19 protein-coding genes and 2 pseudogenes are annotated in these 22,362 nt (G+C 35.0%); 4 read left to right on the top strand and 17 right to left on the bottom strand.

Features of this window, described 5'->3' with window-relative positions:
- Positions 1-196 precede the first annotated feature (196 nt).
- Both HMPREF3106_RS04915 and HMPREF3106_RS04910 read left to right on the top strand, forming a co-directional pair.
- Positions 197-961: a class I SAM-dependent methyltransferase gene (locus HMPREF3106_RS04915; protein ID WP_070444731.1), complete on the top strand. Its 765-nt coding sequence runs from the start codon at positions 197-199 to the stop codon at positions 959-961.
- Positions 962-1,427: 466 nt separating this feature from the next.
- Positions 1,428-2,591 carry a galactokinase gene (locus HMPREF3106_RS04910; RefSeq protein ID WP_070444729.1) on the top strand — a complete coding sequence of 388 codons (1,164 nt, stop codon included), beginning with the start codon at positions 1,428-1,430 and terminating at the stop codon, positions 2,589-2,591.
- A 374-nt stretch (positions 2,592-2,965) separates the two neighbouring features.
- On the opposite strand, the gene HMPREF3106_RS04905 is transcribed toward HMPREF3106_RS04910, so the two are convergent.
- The 7 genes from HMPREF3106_RS04905 to HMPREF3106_RS04875 form a co-directional block, all read right to left on the bottom strand.
- Complete coding sequence (locus HMPREF3106_RS04905; RefSeq protein WP_070444727.1) at positions 2,966-4,456, bottom strand: hypothetical protein; 1,491 nt, start codon at positions 4,454-4,456, stop codon at positions 2,966-2,968.
- Positions 4,457-4,467: 11 nt separating this feature from the next.
- Positions 4,468-5,136 carry a hypothetical protein gene (locus tag HMPREF3106_RS04900; RefSeq protein WP_070444725.1) on the bottom strand — a complete coding sequence of 223 codons (669 nt, stop codon included), beginning with the start codon at positions 5,134-5,136 and terminating at the stop codon, positions 4,468-4,470.
- Between the two features lie 72 nt (positions 5,137-5,208).
- On the bottom strand, positions 5,209-6,384 hold the full coding sequence (locus HMPREF3106_RS04895) for a hypothetical protein (protein WP_070444723.1): 1,176 nt from the start codon (positions 6,382-6,384) through the stop codon (positions 5,209-5,211).
- Positions 6,385-6,399: 15 nt separating this feature from the next.
- On the bottom strand, positions 6,400-7,476 hold the full coding sequence (locus tag HMPREF3106_RS04890) for a hypothetical protein (protein WP_070444721.1): 1,077 nt from the start codon (positions 7,474-7,476) through the stop codon (positions 6,400-6,402).
- A gap of 70 nt (positions 7,477-7,546) precedes the next feature.
- Positions 7,547-8,068: a methyltransferase family protein gene (locus HMPREF3106_RS04885; protein ID WP_070444719.1), complete on the bottom strand. Its 522-nt coding sequence runs from the start codon at positions 8,066-8,068 to the stop codon at positions 7,547-7,549.
- Positions 8,069-8,242: 174 nt separating this feature from the next.
- Entirely contained in the window at positions 8,243-10,237 is a 1,995-nt protein-coding gene (locus HMPREF3106_RS09265) for a DUF2971 domain-containing protein (RefSeq protein WP_083281601.1), read from the bottom strand.
- A gap of 318 nt (positions 10,238-10,555) precedes the next feature.
- Positions 10,556-11,560, bottom strand: a complete 1,005-nt coding sequence (locus tag HMPREF3106_RS04875) for a hypothetical protein (RefSeq protein ID WP_070444717.1) — start codon at positions 11,558-11,560, stop codon at positions 10,556-10,558.
- A gap of 205 nt (positions 11,561-11,765) precedes the next feature.
- On the opposite strand from HMPREF3106_RS04875, the gene HMPREF3106_RS04870 reads away from it, so the two are divergent.
- Positions 11,766-12,989, top strand: coding sequence for a restriction endonuclease subunit S (locus HMPREF3106_RS04870; RefSeq protein WP_070444715.1), 1,224 nt, complete (start codon positions 11,766-11,768; stop codon positions 12,987-12,989).
- Between the two features lie 18 nt (positions 12,990-13,007).
- Here the strand turns inward: HMPREF3106_RS04870 and HMPREF3106_RS04865 are convergent, their stop codons facing one another.
- The 10 genes and pseudogenes from HMPREF3106_RS04865 to HMPREF3106_RS09540 all read right to left on the bottom strand — a co-directional run bounded on the left by HMPREF3106_RS04865 (position 13,008) and on the right by HMPREF3106_RS09540 (position 22,184).
- Positions 13,008-13,805: a tyrosine-type recombinase/integrase gene (locus HMPREF3106_RS04865; RefSeq protein ID WP_070444713.1), complete on the bottom strand. Its 798-nt coding sequence runs from the start codon at positions 13,803-13,805 to the stop codon at positions 13,008-13,010.
- Between the two features lie 109 nt (positions 13,806-13,914).
- Positions 13,915-15,438 carry a restriction endonuclease subunit S gene (locus tag HMPREF3106_RS04860; protein WP_070444712.1) on the bottom strand — a complete coding sequence of 508 codons (1,524 nt, stop codon included), beginning with the start codon at positions 15,436-15,438 and terminating at the stop codon, positions 13,915-13,917.
- Between the two features lie 2 nt (positions 15,439-15,440).
- Positions 15,441-16,907, bottom strand: coding sequence for a class I SAM-dependent DNA methyltransferase (locus tag HMPREF3106_RS04855; RefSeq protein WP_070444709.1), 1,467 nt, complete (start codon positions 16,905-16,907; stop codon positions 15,441-15,443).
- A gap of 14 nt (positions 16,908-16,921) precedes the next feature.
- The gene (gene hsdR, locus HMPREF3106_RS04850; RefSeq protein ID WP_070444707.1) at positions 16,922-19,303 is read right to left on the bottom strand and encodes an EcoAI/FtnUII family type I restriction enzme subunit R; all 2,382 of its coding nucleotides are present in this window, start codon (positions 19,301-19,303) and stop codon (positions 16,922-16,924) included.
- Positions 19,304-19,508: 205 nt separating this feature from the next.
- The gene (locus tag HMPREF3106_RS04845) at positions 19,509-20,345 is read right to left on the bottom strand and encodes an AbaSI family restriction endonuclease (RefSeq protein WP_070444705.1); all 837 of its coding nucleotides are present in this window, start codon (positions 20,343-20,345) and stop codon (positions 19,509-19,511) included.
- Between the two features lie 34 nt (positions 20,346-20,379).
- Positions 20,380-20,676 (bottom strand): helix-turn-helix domain-containing protein, encoded by a 297-nt coding sequence (locus HMPREF3106_RS04840; protein ID WP_168160696.1) that lies wholly within the window; start codon positions 20,674-20,676, stop codon positions 20,380-20,382.
- Positions 20,618-20,878, bottom strand: coding sequence for a hypothetical protein (locus HMPREF3106_RS09420; RefSeq protein WP_070444701.1), 261 nt, complete (start codon positions 20,876-20,878; stop codon positions 20,618-20,620). The genes HMPREF3106_RS04840 and HMPREF3106_RS09420 overlap by 59 nt, the downstream gene beginning before the upstream one ends.
- A 467-nt stretch (positions 20,879-21,345) precedes the next feature.
- A pseudogene (locus HMPREF3106_RS04830) lies at positions 21,346-21,623 on the bottom strand (type II toxin-antitoxin system YafQ family toxin).
- Positions 21,620-21,892, bottom strand: a complete 273-nt coding sequence (locus HMPREF3106_RS04825; RefSeq protein ID WP_070444699.1) for a type II toxin-antitoxin system RelB/DinJ family antitoxin — start codon at positions 21,890-21,892, stop codon at positions 21,620-21,622. Before HMPREF3106_RS04825 ends, HMPREF3106_RS04830 begins: the two are co-directional and overlap by 4 nt.
- Before the next feature lie 133 nt (positions 21,893-22,025).
- Entirely contained in the window at positions 22,026-22,184 is a 159-nt protein-coding gene (locus HMPREF3106_RS09540) for a hypothetical protein (RefSeq protein ID WP_160313161.1), read from the bottom strand.
- Between HMPREF3106_RS09540 and HMPREF3106_RS09660 the strand changes: the two are divergent.
- Positions 22,171-22,362, top strand: a pseudogene (locus tag HMPREF3106_RS09660) (hypothetical protein); the annotation flags it as partial. The gene HMPREF3106_RS09540 and the pseudogene HMPREF3106_RS09660 sit on opposite strands and share 14 nt — an antisense overlap.

Here is a 22,362-nt window from a genome sequence, read left to right as displayed (position 1 = left end):
ATTACACTCGTTATTTCCATTACTATAGAATCCGCGAGGTCCCAGAAGCCCTTATTTTGTTTATACTTCTTTAATTGGATGGCGGAAAAAGGCTAGATAGTTTCAAGCGCTTCTGTATTGAAATGCAGTAGACACTTCCCTACTTTTCCTATCAATAGTATAATGAACCTGAGAATACAGAAAGCGGTGGCAAGAGATGAGCAATTATATAAAAAGTAATCAAGATCGATGGAATAATGTAAAAAATACCTATACTGAGCCATTGACACATGAAGCATTAGAAGAAGCTAGAAAAGTTCCAATTTCAGTTGCATTAACGATTGGGAAAAAAGTTCCCCAAGAATGGTTTGAAAAAGCCAATGGAAAAAAGATATTAGGGTTAGCTTGTGGTGGCGGACAGCAGGGTCCCGTTTTTGCTGCAAAAGGGTATGATGTCACCATCATGGATTTTTCCACATCACAATTACAAAGAGATGAGATGGTGGCTAAAAGAGAAGGCTTACCCATCACTACCGTTCAAGGTGATCTGACAAAACCATTCCCATTTGAAGACGAAACGTTTGATATTGTTTTTAATCCGGTTTCAAATGTCTATATAGAAGATTTAGAAAATATGTATAAAGAAGCCTCTCGCGTATTGAAAAAGGGTGGCTTGTTAATGGTCGGATTTATGAACCCATGGATATACATGTATGATGCTGATGTTGTATGGGACCAACCCGATGAGGAATTACTGTTACAGTTTTCTCTCCCTTTTAATTCAAAAGAGCTTGAAAAGGAAGGCAAAATCACCATCAATCCAGAATATGGATATGAATTTAGCCATACCTTAGAAACACAGATTAGAGGGCAACTCAAGAACGGTCTCGCGATGATTGATTTTTATGAATCATGCGATAAAAGGAATCGATTATCACGTTACGGCAACGACTATATCGCTACACTCTGCGTTAAACTATAATGTGATAGAACAAATAAGAAAAGAGACAAAATTATTCCCTCGGTATCTTCATAGTGTTGATGGTAAGGACACCGGACCAAGCCTACGTCTTGGCTCCTACCAAGCTTCAAACTGACTCTACGGGTTTTCCCCTAGAGTCAGTATTTCACATTGGTTGTTCTTCCTTACCATTCACACTATAGAACCGAGGGATTTTTGTCTCTTTTCAGCATTTCTATAGTTTGCGAAGTGCCGCAAGAATCTTCAGTGACCTTTCTTTGTTGAACTTCACAATATTAGGTACAACAATCGGCAAGAGCCTAGGTCTCTTTGCCTATCGAACTTTAAAGGGGCAACCGTTCAACGTGATGTGCTACTGGAAGATTTTTAGGTGTTGTTGGGTTTCTTTTGGGAAATCCAACACGCCTCTTTTTTTACGAAGAATTTGGCGTATAATGAAGGTGACTAAATAGAAAGCGGTGATGAGATGGGACAAATTACAGAACAATTAAGACAGACTTTTGTGGCGGTATATGGCACGGAGCCGGAGGCGAGCTTTTTTGCGCCGGGACGTGTGAACTTGATTGGGGAGCATACCGACTATAACGGCGGGCATGTCTTTCCTTGTGCAATTACACTGGGGACTTATGCGTGGGTGAAGCCACGTTCGGACAAGAAGCTTCGTCTTTATTCGGACAATTTTCCGAAGGATGGTATACGCGAACTCGATATGACCGACCTGGCTTACAGGGGCAGTGACTCGTGGGCGAACTATGTCAAGGGCGTTTTCGTGTACTTGGCGGACCTCGGCTTCGATTTTCCGCACGGTATGGACATCGCATTTTACGGAAACATCCCGAACGGCTCGGGTCTCTCATCATCAGCCTCCTTCGAGTTGCTCGTGGGCGTCATCGCTCGCAAAGTATATACTCTAGGCATTGACACACTGGGGCTCGTGAAGGTTGGGAAACGTGTTGAAAATGACTTCATTGGTGTCAATTCCGGCATCATGGACCAGTTCGCTGTGGGGATGGGCAAGAAGGACCACGCTATCTTCCTCGACTGTGTAACGCTGGAGTTTGAACTCGTTCCAGTGAAACTCGGCGACTATCGTATCGTCATTATGAACACGAATAAACGTCGCGAACTGGCTGATTCGAAATACAACGAACGCTTTGCCGAAACGCGCATTGCTTTGAAGGAACTACAAGAGCATGTGGCTATCCGGAGTCTGGGGGACCTCACGATCGATCAGTTCGATGAGTTGAAGTATCACCTATCCAGCGAACTATTTGTGAAACGTGCTCGTCATGCCGTGAGCGAAAATGAACGCACGGTGCTTGCGACTCGTGTCTTAAAAGAAGGCGACCTCGCCCACTTTGGACGTCTGATGAACGAAAGTCACCTCTCTACCGAACTTGATTACGAGGTCACCGGAAAGGAACTCGACACACTCGTACATACCGCTTGGGAACAAGCCGGTGTCCTTGGCGCGCGTATGACAGGCGCAGGCTTTGGCGGTTGTGCCATCGCGCTGGTGCATAAGAATCATATCGACGCGTTTAAGGCCAATGTTGCCAAAGTCTACACCGAAGAAATCGGCTATGCCCCAAGCTTCTACATCGCGGAAATCGCGGACGGCGCGCATTAGTACAAACAAAAAAAGAGCATTGGATCTTGACCATCCAATGCTCTTTCTGGTTTTAGTGTTGTGAGGTATTCACTATCTACACCTTCACTATAGCATACTTCTTTTTATAATCAAGGAAATCGATATTCTGTCAGAAAAGAGACAAAATTAACCCCTCGGTACCTTCATAGTGTTAGGGCTGCAATGGCTTCTGTTGACCTTTCGGATATCTTCATAGTAAAGGAAATAACTGTACCGGCAAGAGCCTAAGTCTCTTTGCCTATCGAACTTCAAAGGGCGTCATGTTGATAAAATCAACTGACGCCCTAATTCATTTCGATTACACTCGTTATTTCCATTACTATAGAATCCGAAAGGTCCTGGAAGCCTTATTTTCATCCTGTAACATATCCGACACGATTAACACCAATTAAACCTCTTTTTAATACTGTAAATTTAATGGTATCATAATCGATTCTTCTAATATCTCTACCCACTGGTGTTCTCTCAATCTCTACCGTTGGAACTTCAACACGAGATATTGGTATAACATCAACACCCATTTCTTTAAGAACTTCTTCTGGAATCTGATAATTTTGGTCTACTAAACCAAACGCTGTAAATCCTGAATCTACACAGAATGAAATAAATTTATTTTTCCCAATATTGAATACAACCGCTATAGCACTACCTAATAATGTTCCAATCAAATATCCAAAAACAGGTAGATTAGGTGTTAAAGCTTGGAATATCGATCCAGTCGCTAGCATAATTGACGTATTGATTGTATTATCTACAAATTTTATGCCCATTTCTCTTGGCGAAAGTTTGCCAGCAGCTAATAGTAAACTATCTTTTACAGTCTCGGAAATTATTAATACCATTGCTCCTATCACAGATGGATTCATATTTTTTATAACTTGACCAAATACACCTTGCTTAATTAAAGCTTCCAAGCTGTATGCTGTTGCTCCTTTTAAGAAAGCCTCCCCACTAGCAGAAAGTATTTTCTTTCCCGACCGTTTTAGTTGATCTATACTTAATTGACCTTTCTTTATTAGATGCACTATCACCTTATAAAGTTCAGGTACAATTTGCATAGCTGCAGATATAAACGCAGCAGATATCCCTGCTTTCATTGCTCCTCGAAAATACTTTATTTTAACAGGCTTTCTTAGAACACGTTTCTTATATCCGTGTTTTTCAGGATCAAACTCATTATTTTTAACCTCTTCAGCAATTTGTTTAGCTTCCTTAACAGAGAGTTTTCTACTACTTATGCCATTGTCATCAGAAATAGTTCCCACTAATTTATTTTCAACTTCATTGTGGGCAGCTGCTACTTCTGGACGCGTAATCGAATTTTTTAGTGCATTTCTTCTAGCTAATGATTTTGCTTCAGGCACCTGTTCCGCAGGAATTAATCTTTCCTGACTTCTATATTTTGCTTTTCCTGTCCCAATCTCTAACACAGCTTGCATGTTCTCAGAACTTTTTGCTGTATTTGAGTACTTGAGACTATAGTTTTTTCCAAAATTAGTCTCAATATCTACTGAACCAAATTCATTACTATCAAGTGTCCTCGCCCTATGATTTGACCCATGTTCTTGTGCATCAATATTAAAAGTATGCTGATGCCACCCTTCTGCAACATAACCTTTAAACTGTTCTGCAGGTAAATTCTTATAAGGATGATTATTCATACTTATTTTGAATTGTTCAATGTATTCGTTCACTTTTTGCGCTAGCTGATTATCTATAGCAATTTTTTGATTAATCATCATATTATTACGAATATCTGCATCTGCCATTCCAGCCGCTATATTTGCCACCATAGCATCTGACATAAACTCCCATCCTGATAAAAATTCTTTGCTAGTACTCATCCCTATTCTCCCTATGACTTAACAAATTCGTCTAATCCATCTTTAAATATATTATCTACTCCGAAAAATAACATTTGACGGACAACAGCTTTTTTACTTCTAGTTAAATTATCCCAACCATCTTTTAAGTCAGATGACATTTCTTTAGCTAAAGCAACTCCCTTACCTATACCATTTTTTAGTTTAGATAGTAAACCTTTCTTATTTTCTGACTCTATAGGTTCCACAACTTCTTCATCATTCTGTATTTCTACATCATTTTCTTCACCAAACGATGCATTTATCGGTTTTTTTATACTTTCAGGAACAGAACATTCATTCAAAGCAGATACAAACTCTAAGTATTCTTCTTTTGTTTTAAAATACTTATGATTACCGTATAAAACAGCTTGATTTCCAGCCCATCCGAAACATACCCCATATTTTTGAAATTTAGTATCAATAACTGGAATCAGTTCCTTTGTCCCACTTAGTTGCCCTAAATATAAAATTTTACCTTTAATATTACCTGCCTTTTTATTGCTTAACCATGTCTTCTCATTCCATGCGATAATATTTAATTCAGGATGATTCGCTAAATATTCTTGATCTCTATTTCGAGATTCCACTAATTTCTTAAATTGATTAAGAACCATCTCATCCTTATAAACAACAATTAATGTTTCTTCATTTCCAAACATTCTTTTCCCTCCAAAATAACATTTCAAATTCCAATTTTATTTTTCAAATTTCATACTTTATATAATGGATTTTTACGGTTGAACCGACACAACTTCGAGCTCGCCGCTTTCATCCTGAAGAACTCTAAACATAATCTCGTCGCCTTCTTTCGGCCCGTCTGGATGCTTCGAATCCATCAACAGATTGCCATAGCACTGGTTGCCTTCCACGCGTGAAATGCGCACCCACAAGCGTTCTGGATCTTTGCTCTTGTCTTCGTAGTAGACCGCTACGCCAAAGTCATCGGGATGTTCGCGGTGGCGGAATTGGTCGAGGCCTTGGAAGGTTCGTGTCTCTTCTTTTTCCTTGCTTTTCGTATCATACACTTCCGCAATAACGCGTCTTGCACGGTCTACAATATAGGAATCGACTTCAATCCATTTCATCGAACAGAACTCGCAGTCATCAAGGTTCGCTAGACGAATCAGATACATCGTCTCTTCGGGGATAAGGCGCATGTCTAGCGTCGATTCGCCCTCTTTTGCTACCCATAGTGGTTGGAACGACACGCCAGCCTCCTCGTCAATATAGCCGTAGAGGACGAGCCCCGTATCGCCTGCCTTGGCCACTTCTGGCATCACATCTTCGATCAGAGATGCACAGCGAACGTAGACGAGTTGATGGTAGAAGCTATGGAAAGAGGCATCTTTTACTTTTTGCATCTGAGACGCAATTGGGATTTCATTTGGGAAGAGTTCGCCTTTGATGTCCAGACCTGGCGCAAAACCGCATCGGTCAAGCCACTCGGGACTTGTCACCTCTGGAATCGGTTCGGCGTGGGCCTTGGAGGCGAATCGCTCCCTGCTATCGGCCACGATGTCCACCGGCAGATCTAGCGTCACATGCTCCATCCATTTCCAACGATAATCGTCCGGCAAATGCAAGAGGAGAATCTGCGTCTTGCCTTCATGCTCATAAATGTCTAGCACCTTAAAGTGACTGTCTCGGTTGGCCACATGTAGCCCCCAGTTGGTGCCGTGTTCCGCCTTCGTCAAATCAAAAAGGTGGTTCGATAAAATGCTGAAACGGTGCGTCGTCACCATCCCCCCAACGCGACTCGTCGCATCGGTAAAGGCGGGATTACGAACGACCTCTCCGACTCGGTAACACGCCTCTTCTTCCGGCGTGAGGTTGATATCTCTAGCAAACAGCTGCAATCCCGGCAGCATCTCATTCATTAAGGATTCGAGTTGTTGTACTTCTGTCATTCTACTTCTCCTGTCTTACCACGTTGCGCGTGATAGTGTTTCGCTATTGTACGGCTGGAGGTTCACGGTGCTCGACTTGATTGTTCCATCCGCGTTCTTCACCGTCTCTGGTGCTGTTTGCCCGATTAAAATCACTTTGCCATTGCAGACTTTGGCAAAGACAATCACCGTCGTTCCGGATTCGGACACATAGCACTCCACGATTTCATAAGGGACGTCGCCTTGTTTAAATGTGAGCTCTCCCCATGTAAACTTCGCATTCATTCCAGCAACCGTCGCATATTGGAAGAGCTGGTCTGGAACGGCTAAATCATAGAACAACCGCTGTGTCGCGGGACTCGTGCGCTCATAGACTTCGCCCTTCTTACGTGCGTAAATGGCCATCACATCCGCAATCGATGGGTTACTTTGGGGCGCTTTGGGTTTCCAAGTAACATTGTTGAGGAATCCTGCCCGGAGATCCGCATTCTCCACTTCTTCAAAGTTCGCATCCTTCAGTGTATCTCGCGAGACAGAACGGGCCTGTAAGAAAATCGGTTCATCCCCCTTGTAGCCAAAGAGATACGCCTGCTGGTTGGTATTGTCGATATAAGCATCTACGATAAGAATCTGATAGTCATTCGCCGTCACCTTCCCCATCATATTCCAAGAGGTAGCCTCGCCGTTCACCTTCGCCGCTGTTAAATCCAGCGCTTCTTGAAGCGGTTCGTAGTGCTGGTCTCTTCTTTGGTTCCAATCCTGCATAAATTCGGCAAATCCCGTTGAATTATGCTGAACGAGACGTTCCAAGTCCTTATAGTGCTTCTCAATCATGGCCTTGTCGCTTGGGTGCGCGGCAATCAACTTCTGGCTCTCCTCTTTAGCTGCTTGCAAGCCAGACTGGGCATCGGCATCCTTAGCCACTAGATTATACGCTAAATGCAACTGTTCAAAATACGTCTCTTGTACTGCTTGCACCGTCGTCTGCTGTGTGGTCGCCTCTTGAACGGTGGTTGGTGCCTCGGTGGTTGTCACTGCTTCTTCAGGCCTTTTGTTGCACGCCGCCAGCGCCAATACACACAGCGCTGATGCAAATAATTGTCTTCCCTTCATCCTCTTCTCCTCCAATCATGAAAGCCTTCTCTATTCAAGATTATTATAGCATAGGTGGGAAAGGATTCCTCTAAAGATAGCGAGGAACTTTTTCCATATATTCTTTGTAAGAATCCCCAAATTTTTCTATACACCATCGTTCTTCCGAAAGAATAATCCAATGAGCTGAAATTTGAAAACACATCAATATCGCAAATAAGATACCTGATTGCGTCAATAAACAAGTGCCAAGAAAATAAACAAAATAAGCGATGTACATCGGATTACGCGAAAAATGATACAGATCATTAGTATTCAATCCTTCAGCATTAGGAAAAGCAAAATTCATCGTAGCAATCAAACACAAAATAATCCCTATAAAATAACAAATAATCCCTGCATAGAAGTAAATGGAAAAATCTGCTTCTATTTTAGTTCCAAATAAATATAAAAATAAAACGACATTGGAAACTTGATAAATATAAGAAGGAAGAACCTCTCCCACTTGAACAGGAGCAAAATATCCTGCCCGCTGAACTGCTTGTTTATTCAAGACGGATAACCATCCAAATCGAATGATTAATAAAGGTATCACTAAACAAAAACCATTCATCCTCTCTCCTCCAATCCTGAAAGCCCTCTCTATTCATGTTTATTATAGCATAGGGGGGAAAGAAAAAGCAGGAGGTGGCGGAGATAAAAAAAGGAATTAAGCAGTGGGTGTCTGCTTAATTCCTTTGAAAAGTTTGAATACTATCATAATCTAAAAAATAATATTATTCTACATTTATTTAAATGGTATTTTAGATTGTCTGAATTTAATATTCTTATCTAAAAGATGAAGAAGAGGAGTCACATTTTCTGGATTCGGAAATTTAGGGCCAAATATAACTTCGGATATTTTAATCGGATTATCACGTTCTATATAAAGTTTCGCAACTTCCCCAGAATCATCAATTTTAATTTTTTTATTATCTGGTTCTAGAGGCATATATTTAAGGACTCTCAATTCAGATTCATAACTGTATTCAGCTGACTTAAATAAATAACGAATCTCTTCTAAGCACTCATTAACTTTTTCATAAAGGTTTGATTCTCGATCAATTACTTTCACTATCCCCTTCAATTCTTGTAATGAATTATTGATGTTTTCAATTTCTTTTTCATTAAAACACTTATTAAATTCAGTTCTTAAAGATATTTCTGTTTCACTTTGCATGCTTAAATATCCGATTCGGTAAAGAAAATCTTTTGAGTCTATATTTCCCCGAGAAACAACATTTTCTAAATCTTCATTAGACATTAAACTAGATTTTTTAAGCGTCAACCATTCCATATCTGATGGAAAATTGACTGATGAAAAGTCACAAGAATTTAAAACCAAACATACACCTTCGGCTCGATCTCCGTATTGAGACCACATGGAGAGTTTATCAATAGATGTAGTTAAACTCATTAAAAACCATGGACTTGGTTTTAAAGATATCTTTTGAAATGTTGAATCTAATTGTAAGATTTGATTTAACATTTTCCCCTCGGATGGATCGTTCATATAATTGACATTGCTTAATCTACTCTTACACACAATTGCATATTTTTCTTCATCTTTTTGTTTTAATAACATTTGCATTACTTTCCCAGAAGTATAGTGTCCAAACTTTAGCAGTGAAGGATATCTCACAATTAACTGATTCTTAATTTTTTGCACTAAATAAAATATTTCTATTAAAATTTTCATCTCTTCTTTTTTTAAGCTCTTCCGAGAATTGAATAAAATTCCATATTTTGATTTACTGAAAAGATTTTTAGTTTCAAATGGAGCAGTAATGTTCATTAAATAATTCAAAATCTTTTCTGTATCATTATTCATTAGATTATCTGAAAACATCCAGGAATCAATATCATCGTCAACTTTATAGATTAATTGATCATGTACTTCTAATATTTCACTTATTATTTCGGCCGTTTTCTTTATTTTGTTTGCTTCTTCTTGTTTTTTTACTAATCTAAGCAGAATACTAAGATATTCACTCGCAACATTTTTTGAATATTGAAATAGGTCATATACTTCTTTTAAATCCTCTGCTATCTCCTCAAGAGGATATTCTTTTATTGATATATAGGATACGACAACAAGTATTCGAATATATTCTATTGAGATATTTTCAGAAATTATATGTTGATTATACACTCTTTTCGCTTCATCTACCGTTTTTTTCCTAGCAGTTCCTTCTCTATGTTTCCATGACAAATTGCCAAGAATCGTCAGATATTTTCTTGCTGCTCCTTCTGAAGAACTACATTTAGAGTATATTTTCTTCGCCTCAACTGCGGTTTCTTTCAACCCTGTCGCAGTTCTTTGTTTCCAAGATAACTCCATAAGAAAATTAATATATTCCTCTGAGATAGATTCTGAAGAATCGATTTGCTTATATACTCGTTTACCTTCTTTGGCTATTTGAGCAAGTTCTTTATCTCCTGTTTGTTTCGAACACAAGTTAACAAGAAAATTAAAATATTCTTTGGCTATATTTTCCGAAGTGGAATATTTTTCATATACACACTTTGCTTCCTCTGCACTTTCTCCCCATTCAGATGGTTCTTGTTTCCAACACAATGTGCTAAGAATTTTTAGATATAGATTTGCCACCTCTTCTGAGTCTTGATAGTGTTTATATATTTCTTTTACTTTTTTCTCAACTTCTTTGTATTCAATTATCGTTTTGGCACTATCGTATTGATTCTGAGCTTCGAGAATTGCACTGTCTAAATTTGAACACATAATAATTTCTTATCTCCCTTTTATTTAATTTTGTAAAAATTATCTTACTTTCCATACAGTATTTACCGATTTATAATCTGTGAAAATTTTCTTTTATCTGTCTCCATAATAACATAGTTTATAGAAAAGAAAATCCAATAACACATCTTTATTCTTTTCCTAGATTACTAAAAGTACTCAAAAGAAATGCCTATGGCTTTAGAAACTAATATCACTTTAGGAACAGGATTATTTTAATAACAAAAAGGAATTAAGCAACAATTAGTTGCTTAATCCCTTCCTAAAATTCTTCATCAACACTATTTGACAAAGAGCCTTTTATTTATATCTATGTGGTCTTTTATACTTACGTTTACTTTTTCGATTTTCTAGTTCTTCTTGTATAAGTAGAGGGAGAAATACTTTAATTTGCTCCAGAAGATTTTTACGAGTTATCCAGTTCCATAAAACTACTAAGACAAACTCTATCAGCCACACGAACATACATAATAGAATGATAATTAATATATCGTGTAAGGTTTGGAATCCATTAAAAAAGTAACCTAGTAAGATAGGAATGAGAAAACCAGCAACCTTTGGTATCCTCTCTATTAAATAGTTCATCTGAATCTCTGTATTCCCTCCAAAGTCATATGGATACAAAAGGTAAAGATACATTTTCTTCAGAAAATTAACATCGAGAGATTGGAGTTCTTTTTTTAAATCGCTAATTTTATCGGCAACAATTATATTTCTGTTTTCTCTCCAGATTTTGAAATAGGACTTTTTACCTTGGAAAGAATTATATACTTCTTTCCTATGATATAAAAAGTTCCAAACTCTTATTAAATACTTATCTTTAGAATAAAAAATTTTGTCACTCCTAAAATCATAGGGACTAACCGCTTTAAATAGTAGATTAGACACAAAAGCCGATAATCCAAAAAATATAAATTCTACGTATATTATCACCAGTATTCTAATTCCCACTAGAAAAGAAGTATTATAAAGTCTCCTCCCAAGGTCATAACAATGAAATAAATAATTCGCTACTAAATGAAGACATGTAGCTAATATAAAAGAATAATATCGATACTTTTTAAATCGTTTATGAACATTAATATATAATAAATCTACATTATCAATAGGATTCTCTCTAATAGTTTCTCCTATATTCTTAATTATTAAAAAGAGTATTAATGGAATAATCGATCCAATAAAAATATAATCATTCAAATAGATTATAGACAGCAAATTAATTACTATAAGAGCCCCACAAATTACCATACTAATTTTATCGTACTTATCAAAACGCATTTTTAACTTTTCAGTAGACTTAATCATTCATTCTCCTCAAATCATAAAAGCTCTCTGTATTTAGATTAATTATAGCATATTTGCAAAGATAGTCTTTCCTTCCATAAAAAATTAAATTTCTCTATTCAACATTTTTTTATTTTAATATATCTACTTTACTTCCTCTAATTTACATTATGAGAAGTTCCAAGATGGAAGTGTTAAACAAGTTGATGTTCCTTTTGAAATACCTGTGTCTTGGGAATGGGTTAAACTCAATAATATAATTAAGTTAACTTCAGGAAGAGATTTACCGAAAGAAAAGTATTCAGATAAAGAATTTAAAACTTATCCATATATTACAGGCGCTAGTAATTTTTCCAATTTAAAAATCATGACAAATAGGTATACGGATGATAATTCTGTTCTTTCATATAGAGGAGATATATTAATAACTGTAAAGGGAACTATTGGGGAATTGGCTTTTAATCCCTTTAAAGCAGCCTATATAGCTAGACAGGTTATGGCCATAAGTGGGATTAAAATATATTCAGATTACCTATTTTTCTATTTACAAAATTCTATCACTATTTTGAAAAATAAGGGCCAGTCACTAATACCTGGAATTTCAAGAGACACAATATTAGATTTATTTATTCCTATACCTCCTTTAAAAGAACAGAAACGAATCGTTGAAATCTTATTTAAAGCTATACCGAAGTTCGAGAAGTACTCTTGTTGTTACTACGAACTAAAAAAGCTAAATTCTGATTTCCCAGAAAAACTACGGAAATCCATTTTGCAATATGCAATGCAAGGAAAATTAGTCCCTCAAAACGTAACGGATGAACCTGTTGAAGTTCTACTTGAAAAAATCAGAGAAGAAAAGCAAAGATTATTTGAGGAAGGTAAACTTAAAAAGAAAGATTTACAAGAATCCATTATTTATCAAGGTGATGATAACTCATATTATGAGATGATAGATTTAAAGGGAGAACGAGAAAATTGGCTATTTCTGAGAGTTAAAGATATATTTAGAACAATACCTATAAAAAAATATCAAATAAGGCAGTCGGAAATATTAAAAGAAGGACTATATCCAGTTGTTAGCCAATCGAAAAAATTAGTCGAAGGATATACCCACTCTAAAGATAAACTTTATCAACATTCTAAACCAATAATAGTGTTTGGAGATCACACTCGTATAGTTAAATTAGTTAACTTTGATTTTGTCGTGGGTGCAGATGGAGTTAAACTTATGGAGCCAATTTATATAAACTCTGAATTTGGATATTTATGTTTAAAATTCTGTTGTTTAGATTTGCGAAATAGAGGATATTCTCGTCACTACTCTCATCTTCAGAAAATGTATATAGGTATTCCTAATAAAACTATGCAACTAAGAATCGTCGAAAAAATAACAATAATAGATAGTTACGTAAATCTTCTAGAAAATAAAATAAACAAGCATATTTAAATATGCTTGTTTATTTATTTACCATGTTACAATTCTATCAACTATATTTTGCTGTTCTGATGTACTTCTTCTTAAATAAACTCTTGTTGTTTCTATACTATCATGCCCCATTAGGTCAGCCAGCAATGATATATCATTATATTTATGAAGAAAATTTTTCGCGAATAAGTGTCTGAAGGAATGAGGATATACAACTTTGGGATGAAGGCCGTACTTTTTAGCATAATTTTTAAGTTGCTGTGATATTCCTCTAGGGGTGATAGGCTTCCCCTGATTATTTATAAATAAATAACCACTAGTTCTATTTAAATTCGATAACCATCTTAAAGTATCAAATCTAAGTTTTTTGGGGATATACAATCTTCTAACTTTTCCCCCTTTAGAATAAATATCAAAATATCCGACTTCTATATGTTCGATTTTCAACCTAATTAGTTCACTTACTCTTGCTCCTGTAGCACCTAAAAACCAAACGACAAAATGCCATTTTAGATTTTGGTCTTTTTTTAGACTACGCTTCAGATATAAGTAATCAGCATGACTTATAACATCTTCCAGATATGTTTTCTGTTGTATCTTGATGAAAGAAAGTTTTATATTTTCCTGTCCTGAGAATTCGAGGAATTTATTGATGCCTTGAATTCTTAAATTAACGGTTTTTGGTTTATATTTTTCTATCAAATACCCCTTATATTCTAATAGATTTTCTATTGATATAGAATATTTTTTCAGGAAAAAATTTGTGCTATAAATGTAAGCTTTAATAGTATTTTTCGAAAGACCCTTATTTTTTAAATATTGTTCAAAATTTATCATGCTGCATCTCCTATTATGATTAATAGAAATTCCACCGCACATCACTATATTATATCAGGTATAAAACAATTTAATGCAAAAATTAAACTATAGGGTAATTACAACAATACTAAATCTTTTTAATAAGAAAATTAATTTTTTCAATTCTTGATACAATTCTCTTTTGTTCTTGTAAAGAGGGAAAAACACCTATTAATTCTGAAAACTTTTTCTTATTCAGAATGGGTATTGTAGTTGATGAAGAATTATTTATCATTTGTTCTTGTACAAAATTAGTATTAAATAAATAAAATAAGAAATCTGAATCAATATAATTGTAAGGCTTTACTGAGTGCATTTGTTGGTTGAATGCACCTTCTTTCTTTACTATGCCGGTAACCCCAATATTACCTATTCCATTAACTAAAATTGAATCTTTTTCAACGTATCTAGCTTTTTTGAAACCTTCTACAGATAAATATTCAGAGGCGGTATGCATATTTTTTTTCTGTACAAGATCAGCGGGTTTAAAAAAAGGTATAGTTCCGTTGCTCCAATAAGAATAATTATTTTTGGATGGAGTATTACCTGTTGAAATATCCCCCATGTTACATAATGTTGTAATTATCCAATTTTTCGGGAATTTGTTCTCATAATATGAGTTATCATCACCTTGATAAATAATGGATTCTTGTAAATCTTTCTTTTTAAGTTTACCTTCCTCAAATAATCTTTGCTTTTCTTCTCTGATTTTTTCAAGTAGAACTTCAACAGGTTCATCCGTTACGTTTTGAGGGACTAATTTTCCTTGCATTGCATATTGCAAAATGGATTTACGTAATTTTTCAGGAAAATCTTTCTTAAGTTGCTCAAGCTCCGCATAGTATTTTTCATAATTATTTATATTTTTCAGTATACTACTAATCTTCCTAGTAATGCGCTTCTGTTCTTGATATGGAGGGATACAAACAATAGTATCACCAAAACTTCTTCCGGAGATTTCTTTAAAAGTTGTTCCACTAGACCGTTGTTGTATATCAGTAGTACGATTTTTTAATAACCAATATAAAAATTCGTTATCAATAAATAGTGGATAAATAGATTTACACCCCTGATTTGTAGTGAATTCTGTATTAACGATATTGATATGACCAATGGGCGCTCTACTCGAATACACTATTGAATTAGCGGGTATCATTTGAGCAGACGAATTGTTTAATCCTATGTCACTAATAAATTTACTTGCTCTTCCAAAATAAATTCTATTTTGTTGTTTACCCATATCTGACGGTGTAATCCATGGGATATTTCCGTTGTAATAACTTTTTTCAGTGGTTTTTGGGGTACCACCAGAAATAATATTACCAATATTTCTTAATCTAGTTAATTCCCATGTGTCAGGAATATCAAAATCAAATATCAACCTCTCAATTGTCCCATCTGGGAACTTCTCATAATTTAAACCATCATCACCTCGAAAAATCTCGGTTTCGTTTTTATCTCGCTTGATTTTTCCTTCTTTAATGAGTTTTTCTTTTTCTGCTTTAATTCTTTTAAGGAGCTCGCTGGCGGGTTCGTCATTTGGATCTTGTGGGACCAAATTCCCTTCCATAGCTCGTTGTAAAATACTAGCTTTTAATTGTTCGGGTGTCATGATTATTCATCACCTTCTAACAATTGAATAATTTCGGCTAACACAGAATCAATTTTTTCATTTAACTCTTTTCTTTTAGCATTATATTTACTAATTAGTTCCATCGGTTCTAAAATTTCTTCAACCTCTTGCGGAAATCCACATTGATCTAAATTATAATCTAATTCTGCTAATTCTGATGGTGTAAATTTCTTTGCTTTAGGGAAATTATCAATAATTATTTCTTCTCTATTTTCCCACCATTCTCTTACCGGGTTAAAATGTTCTGATTTCATTGGTTTTGTCTTAGAGAAATTCTTATAGCCTTCTGGCATATCCAAACGATAAAACCAAGTAGACTCAGTCTTCTTAGTATTATCAAAGAAGAGAATATTAGTATGAATACCCGTATACGGAGCAAAGACACTATGAGGTAATCTAATGATTGTATGCAAGTTAAATTCGTCTAACAGTTTCTTTTTCAGAGTATTCTTAACGTTATTACCAAATAAAAATCCATCTGGAAGAATCACACCTGCTCGTCCATCTTCTTTTAATCGATGCATAATAACTGCCATAAATAAATCGGCAGTTTCACTACTTCGTAAATCTGTTGGAAAATTATTCTTGATAATGTCCAGTTCACTACCCCCAAATGGAGGGTTCATCATAATAATGTCAAATTGATCTTTTTCCGTATAATCGCGAACGTTCATCTCTAATGTATTCCCATGAATAATCTCTGGATCGTCAATCTCATGAAGGAATAGATTAGTGACTGCGAGTAAATGTGGGAATGCTTTTTTCTCAATCCCATATACGGATTGATTATACAATTCTGTATCTTTCGCAGTTTTTCTTTGTTCACTCAAGATATTTAACGTAGAGGTTAAGAATCCACCTGTACCACACGCAAAATCGGCCATTCTTTCTCCTAATTTTGGTTGCAACATCTCTGCAATAAAGTCAGTTGCGGCACGTGGAGTATAGAATTCACCTGCATTTCCCGCTGATTGAATATCTTTTAAAATAGTTTCATAGATATCATTGAACAAATGACGATCTTCTGGACTATTAAAATCAACCTCATCAATAACATTAATTACCTGGCGAAGAAGGATTCCATCCTTCATATAGTTGTTTGCATCTTCAAAAGCAGATTTAACTATCTGTTTTCTTATAGGCATTTGAGGAGTAATTTGTATTTCTTTAAGTTCTTTAAACAATTTATTGTTTACAAAATCTAACAATTCATCCCCTGTTAAAACTTGTTCTCCTTTTTCAGAGTGCGCCCAATTTCTCCATTTTAGGCCTTCTGGAATAATGGATTCATAATTATCATCCTCAATTTCCCAAACCTCTTCGCGACTATCATAAATCTTTAAAAATAGTAGCCAAGACATTTGTTCAATACGTTGAGCATCTCCATTAACACCTGCATCTTTACGGGTGATATCCTGGATTCTTTTTACAAATGAATGTGTTGCCATTTACAATCTCCTTATTAAGCAGCTGAAAATATCTCATTTTCTAACTCTTTTACTGCATCTTTGTATTTTTGCTTATCTCCAAATATTTTAATAATATTTACCGCGCCACCAAATTTGTTAAATTCTGGTAATTTAAGTATCGAAATTTCTTCAACTTGTTTCAAGCCCATATTCATATAACGTTCAAGTAAAACTTCTAACACTGCTCTGGCTTCTTCAGAATATTTATATAGATATCCTCTCTTCTTAACATTGTTTACTCTTTCTGCTTTAGTTAAAGGCTTTTGCCCATATGCTAATTTTAAGAGTAAATCAAAATCATCAATTTCATCTGCAGATATCTTTTCAATTTTTCTAATTTCTTCTAAGTAGACGCCATTTTTTTCTAATTCATCAACAATGACTTGTTTTTTCTCAGACGAAGACCACGCTGCAATAAACTCATCTAAAGTAGCATACTGGCCAAGAATATTTTTCTTAGTATAATCTGTCAAACTTTCCGTTACTAACTTTCCATTTTCATCAATAATTTGTACAACATCATTAATTATCTTAACTTCTCTATCATTTATATAGTATTTCTTAGGCTCTTTAATTTTATCCCCGGTATCATCATCGTCATCATCTGGGCCAATAATGTCTGGTCCTACCGGAGGATATCCAGGAGTTGTAGAACCAGTGTCTCCTCCATCATCATCGCCATCGTCAATATTGATTGGTTCCCCATCAAATTCTGGGTCTGCAAATAAATCTGTTATCCCTCTAAAATCAATAATTGTAAAATACTCTTTATGATTTGCTGGATCCAATCGAGTTCCACGTCCAATGATTTGTTTAAATTCTGTCATAGAACCTATATTTGAATCTAAAACAATATACTTACATGTTTTAGCATCTACTCCGGTTGTAAGTAGTTTTGAAGTTGTAACTAAAGTTGGATATTTAGATTTTGGATCAATAAAGTTATCTAATTGTGCCTTTCCTTCTGAATCATCTCCTGTAATCTTCATAACATATCTCGAATCTTTAAGGATCATGTCACTATTTTCATTTACAAGTGCTTGCCTCATTCTAGAAGCATGCTCAATGTCTATGCAGAAGAAAATGGATTTATCAAACCTACTATTAGTATCTTTTAATATATCCGATACGTATTTAGCAACCTTTTGTGTTCGATCATCAATCACCATATTTTTATCAAAATCAATTTTATTAAATATACGGTCAGGGACTTCATACCCCTTTGCATCCACTTTATTTTTTTCAGGACGATAACCTGTTACGTCCACATCAAGATTTACTCTAATCACCTTATATGGAGCCAAAAAACCGTCCTCAATACCTTGTTTTAACGAATACATATAAATTGGTACTCCGAAATATTTCGCATTAGATGTAACTTTATCTTCTTTAGGAGTTGCTGTCATCCCAATATGAGTAGCTGAACTAAAGTAATCTAAAATAGTTCTCCAATTACTATCCTCTTTAGCTGAACCTCTATGAGCTTCATCAATAACAATCAAATCAAAAAAATCTTTCCCAAATTTTTGATAGTGTGTCTCAGTTCCATCGTCACCTGTTAATTGTTGATATAACCCTAGATATACTTCATAAGAGTTTAATTTTTCTGGAGAATTCAGTAAATCAGCATCAATTTTAATCATTCTATTCCCAAAAGGTTTAAAATCATTTAACATCGTTTGATCTACTAATATATTTCTATCCGCTAAGAATAAAACTCTTTTCTTTAATCCAGACTTCATTAAACGATGAATAATCTGAAAAGCTGTAAAAGTCTTCCCTGTTCCAGTAGCAAGAACAAACATAATTCTATTCTTCCCAGAAGAAACTGCGTCTACCGTACGATTAATAGCAATTCGTTGATAGTATCTTGGCTCTTTTGACCCCATTGTGAAATAATATGGTTCATTAATTAGCGTTTCCTGTTCTTCTGAAAGATTCGTAGCAACTTTATATCTTGTCCATAATTCATCTTTCGTCGGAAAATCCTCTAAGCTTAAATTTCTTTCTTTTCCTGTTAATCTATCAAACTCTACAAAACCATCTCCATTAGATGAATATACAAACGGAACATCTAGAATTTCCGCATAATTAATTGCTTGTTGCATACCCGCACCAACTGAATGATTATTATCTTTTGCTTCTACAATTGCAATTGGATTATTCGAATTGTAATGCAATAGATAATCTGCAAATTTTTGTGGTTTTCTTCTCGTACGTCTTCCATGAACTTCTACTCTACCATCAGTAAAAGAATATTCGTACAAAATATCAGTTCCATTTTTCCATCCTTTTGCATGAATAGCTGGCGTAATGAATGTATTTTTGATATCTTCTTCAGACATCTTATTTTTTGCAATCAATAAATCCGTCATCTAGATTTCTCCCATCATTATTTCGTTATATATCACTTTTTTGTTCCAAATAATTATATTATCCAGAAGTCTTTACTCATTACTCAGTATATCATGTTTTAGTCTAAATTTAACCGCTTTATCATAAAAAAGACACGAATATAATTCATGAATTATACTCGTGTCCATTATTATTTAATATTCTTTCTCATTCGACCGTGATAGGCTAGTACTTTTTATTAAATAAATCTAAAACACTATTTTCTCGATGATATTTTAACTCGTCCTCAGATTGTTTAATACACTTAAATAAACCTTTAAACTTATAAAATGTCTCTCCAAGTTCATTGGAATGGTGCGCAAACACATACGAATATTCTCTTATCTTACCGTATTGCATTTTTTCATTATTCATCTTAGCTTGACGAATAATCTTTCCATCTTTAGAAATAGAATTATCCCATTCTTTATTTTTATACAATTTTGGAAACCAAATTTGATAGCTATCAGATAACGGAGACGTGGCTCTTTGATGAGAACCAAAATCCAAGTTAAACAACTTCAAAACATCTACATGGGTCCGGAATTTAGCGTTGTCTTCAACTGACAATTGTCCCCTCCTTAACCAGTATGCAACTGAATATTCATTATTATATGAATAAGGTTCAAATCCAACCGTCTTTTTTTTAAATTCTCTAATTTCATTAATTAAATCGTCAATTTCTTTATGTACACTGTGTAGAGTTGCCTCACATCCACAATTAATTCTCCGAAAATCACTATTCGTCAATTCTATTATTTCCCGTTCTCTCAACTCGTCTTCTTCAACTTGCGAATTATGATATGGCTCATCAACCTCCACTGCCAACTTAAATTGTGGAAAGTACAAATCTATAAGATATCTTTTCCCGTCAGGTTTTCTGACTAGTTGCTGAGGGATGAATTGAATTTCAGTATCATTAAGTAGGTGAACAATTCTCGACACTACATAACTCTCATATTTTTTATTATTTATCTTTGATAGTAAAGTTGCATAATGAATTAATTCTTTATTTGCTTCCATATTTATTCCTCATCTCTTTTGTAATTTTATAGTTTTAAAACTTCATTTTCTTCATCTTAATCCCAACCTCATATCCATTTTGCCTTGCAAGGTCTACTAAACTTAAAACAGTCGGATTATGATGACCACTTTCGGCTCTATTGAGTACAGTTCGTACAATTCCATTTTTCTCTGCACACTGATCTTGATTCAATCCTTGTTCAAGGCGCATTTTAATAATACTTAGCGCAACTTTTTGAAGCGTTACTTCGTTTAATAAGTCCTTCTCGAAGTCAGGATACTTTGAAGATAACATCGTGAATACTTTGTTCAAAGAAGAAGTCACTGCCATCCACCCCCTCTTTAACATCTGATAAAGGAAATCTCAAGTACCACTCCCCGTCTCTCTTGAATCCCCAATGCTCTAATACTTCTGGTGTTACTCCATCGTCTTGCAAGATTTTTAACACTGCAGCAAGTCGAATCATTTCATTGTATTCGTAGTTTTCTAACTGCATTGCCATGTCCATTGTAATCTTAAATTTCTTCCCCAATTTGAACACCTCCATTTTCTTAATTGTAGCATATTTGCTACTGTAGCATATATGCTACTTTTTGCTTTTCTGAGGCGCTATTTTGCATGCAAAAAACGCTATTCAAATACTAAATAGCGTCTCTTAAAAATATATAATATTAGTTGCAAATTGGAGTCCTCATTAATTCTTCTCCTTAGAAGAAACCGTATCATATAAAGAATGCTACATTTTTTCTCACAAATCTTTTCAGTATTCTTTTCAATGCAGCTATCCTATTTAATTTTAATTATTACATTGAATTTTATATAAGAATTTATGATTTATATATTCGTAATGTTCATTTGCGGGAATTATTCTTACTTTCTGTAGAAAAATTATTTTTAATTTTTTAGTCTTAATTTTCATTAATTTGCTTGTTTTTTCGGAAAATACGCCTTTTTAAACACAAAAAAAGGAGCCTTAGAACAGCTCCCTGGCAATATAATTTAAAACAAATCCGAATGGCTTCCAATCCTTTGCAAAGAAAAACTAATATATCTTCAAGAATTTCATAAATCAGAAGCCAAGCTGGTTCTATATGACACTCTATCGTTCCTTTATAATCTCCTATTAAAGAATGATCCCTATATTTTTCTTCAAGCGTTTCTCCTTAAGCAAGCTTCTCGATAATATCAAATAATTTATCTAGATCTTTACCTTTCTTCTTTGCAAGTTTAATATCTTTTTTAAAGCGATTTGTAAAACGAATTTCATATTTAGTCATAGCTCCAACGCTTTCTTCAATTCATCCACTGTGTGATAACCTTTAACGTTTGAATCTTTAGCAATCTTTCTTCCTTCTTCAATTGCTTCAATAGTTTCTTTATTAAATTTATCCAATTTCAGAGAGAAAGGAATACCTTGTTCTCGAATACTAGCGCGTAAAAATAGATTTACTGCTGCTGTCATCGTCAATCCTAATTCATTAAATAATTGATCTGCTTGTTCTTTAATATCTTTATCCATTCGGATATTTAAATTTGATGTTGCCATCCTTATCACCTCTTTATGCGTACATCGTACATCTTTTTACGTTCAATGTCAACACAATGTAATGCATTTATCTTTTTGTTACACAAAAAACCGAGGCACTCGCCCCGGTTTTTTAAGTTTATTCTATTGTTGTTTAGCTCCCCTGTTTCGGCACCACCTCTAGATAATCGAGCAGTGTCCAGACGAATTCGCGGCCTTTGATGCGGTTGATGGCTCCTTCGGCACAAGAGATTTCGTCGTAATGTTCGACCTTATCCTGACGGATGCCAGGTCCTGAGATGACGATTGGCACCGGCTCACCACTTGCTTTTGCCCCCAGAAAACAGAGATTTAGCTACTCACGACTTGCAGATATGTTCGGTATAGATGCGAGAAATCTTTCCTACATGATTAAATTGATTGAACGTTATGGGTTAGAGATAGTTAAAAAAGGGAGAAATAATTATTATTCTCCAGAAATAAAACAAGAA

Origin of the sequence: Granulicatella sp. HMSC31F03, assembly GCF_001807725.1 — a bacterium.
Classification (GTDB): Bacteria; Bacillota; Bacilli; order Lactobacillales; family Aerococcaceae; genus Granulicatella; species Granulicatella adiacens.
This window is presented reverse-complemented; position numbering and strand designations above follow the sequence as displayed.

What these genes read in the sequence shown, in the direction of transcription:
- HMPREF3106_RS04900 (WP_070444725.1), bottom strand. Translation starts at nt 5,136, where the DNA reads ATGTTTGGAAATGAAGAAACATTAATTGTTGTTTATAAGGATGAGATG.
- HMPREF3106_RS04895 (WP_070444723.1), bottom strand. Translation starts at nt 6,384, where the DNA reads ATGACAGAAGTACAACAACTCGAATCCTTAATGAATGAGATGCTGCCG.
- HMPREF3106_RS04910 (WP_070444729.1), top strand. Translation starts at nt 1,428, where the DNA reads ATGGGACAAATTACAGAACAATTAAGACAGACTTTTGTGGCGGTATAT.
- HMPREF3106_RS04825 (WP_070444699.1), bottom strand. Translation starts at nt 21,892, where the DNA reads ATGGCAACATCAAATTTAAATATCCGAATGGATAAAGATATTAAAGAA.
- HMPREF3106_RS09265 (WP_083281601.1), bottom strand. Translation starts at nt 10,237, where the DNA reads ATGTGTTCAAATTTAGACAGTGCAATTCTCGAAGCTCAGAATCAATAC.
- HMPREF3106_RS04890 (WP_070444721.1), bottom strand. Translation starts at nt 7,476, where the DNA reads ATGAAGGGAAGACAATTATTTGCATCAGCGCTGTGTGTATTGGCGCTG.
- HMPREF3106_RS04885 (WP_070444719.1), bottom strand. Translation starts at nt 8,068, where the DNA reads ATGAATGGTTTTTGTTTAGTGATACCTTTATTAATCATTCGATTTGGA.
- HMPREF3106_RS04865 (WP_070444713.1), bottom strand. Translation starts at nt 13,805, where the DNA reads ATGATAAATTTTGAACAATATTTAAAAAATAAGGGTCTTTCGAAAAAT.
- HMPREF3106_RS04855 (WP_070444709.1), bottom strand. Translation starts at nt 16,907, where the DNA reads ATGGCAACACATTCATTTGTAAAAAGAATCCAGGATATCACCCGTAAA.
- HMPREF3106_RS04915 (WP_070444731.1), top strand. Translation starts at nt 197, where the DNA reads ATGAGCAATTATATAAAAAGTAATCAAGATCGATGGAATAATGTAAAA.
- HMPREF3106_RS04905 (WP_070444727.1), bottom strand. Translation starts at nt 4,456, where the DNA reads ATGAGTACTAGCAAAGAATTTTTATCAGGATGGGAGTTTATGTCAGAT.
- HMPREF3106_RS04875 (WP_070444717.1), bottom strand. Translation starts at nt 11,560, where the DNA reads ATGATTAAGTCTACTGAAAAGTTAAAAATGCGTTTTGATAAGTACGAT.
- HMPREF3106_RS04840 (WP_168160696.1), bottom strand. Translation starts at nt 20,676, where the DNA reads ATGGCAGTGACTTCTTCTTTGAACAAAGTATTCACGATGTTATCTTCA.
- HMPREF3106_RS04845 (WP_070444705.1), bottom strand. Translation starts at nt 20,345, where the DNA reads ATGGAAGCAAATAAAGAATTAATTCATTATGCAACTTTACTATCAAAG.
- hsdR (WP_070444707.1), bottom strand. Translation starts at nt 19,303, where the DNA reads ATGACGGATTTATTGATTGCAAAAAATAAGATGTCTGAAGAAGATATC.
- HMPREF3106_RS04860 (WP_070444712.1), bottom strand. Translation starts at nt 15,438, where the DNA reads ATGACACCCGAACAATTAAAAGCTAGTATTTTACAACGAGCTATGGAA.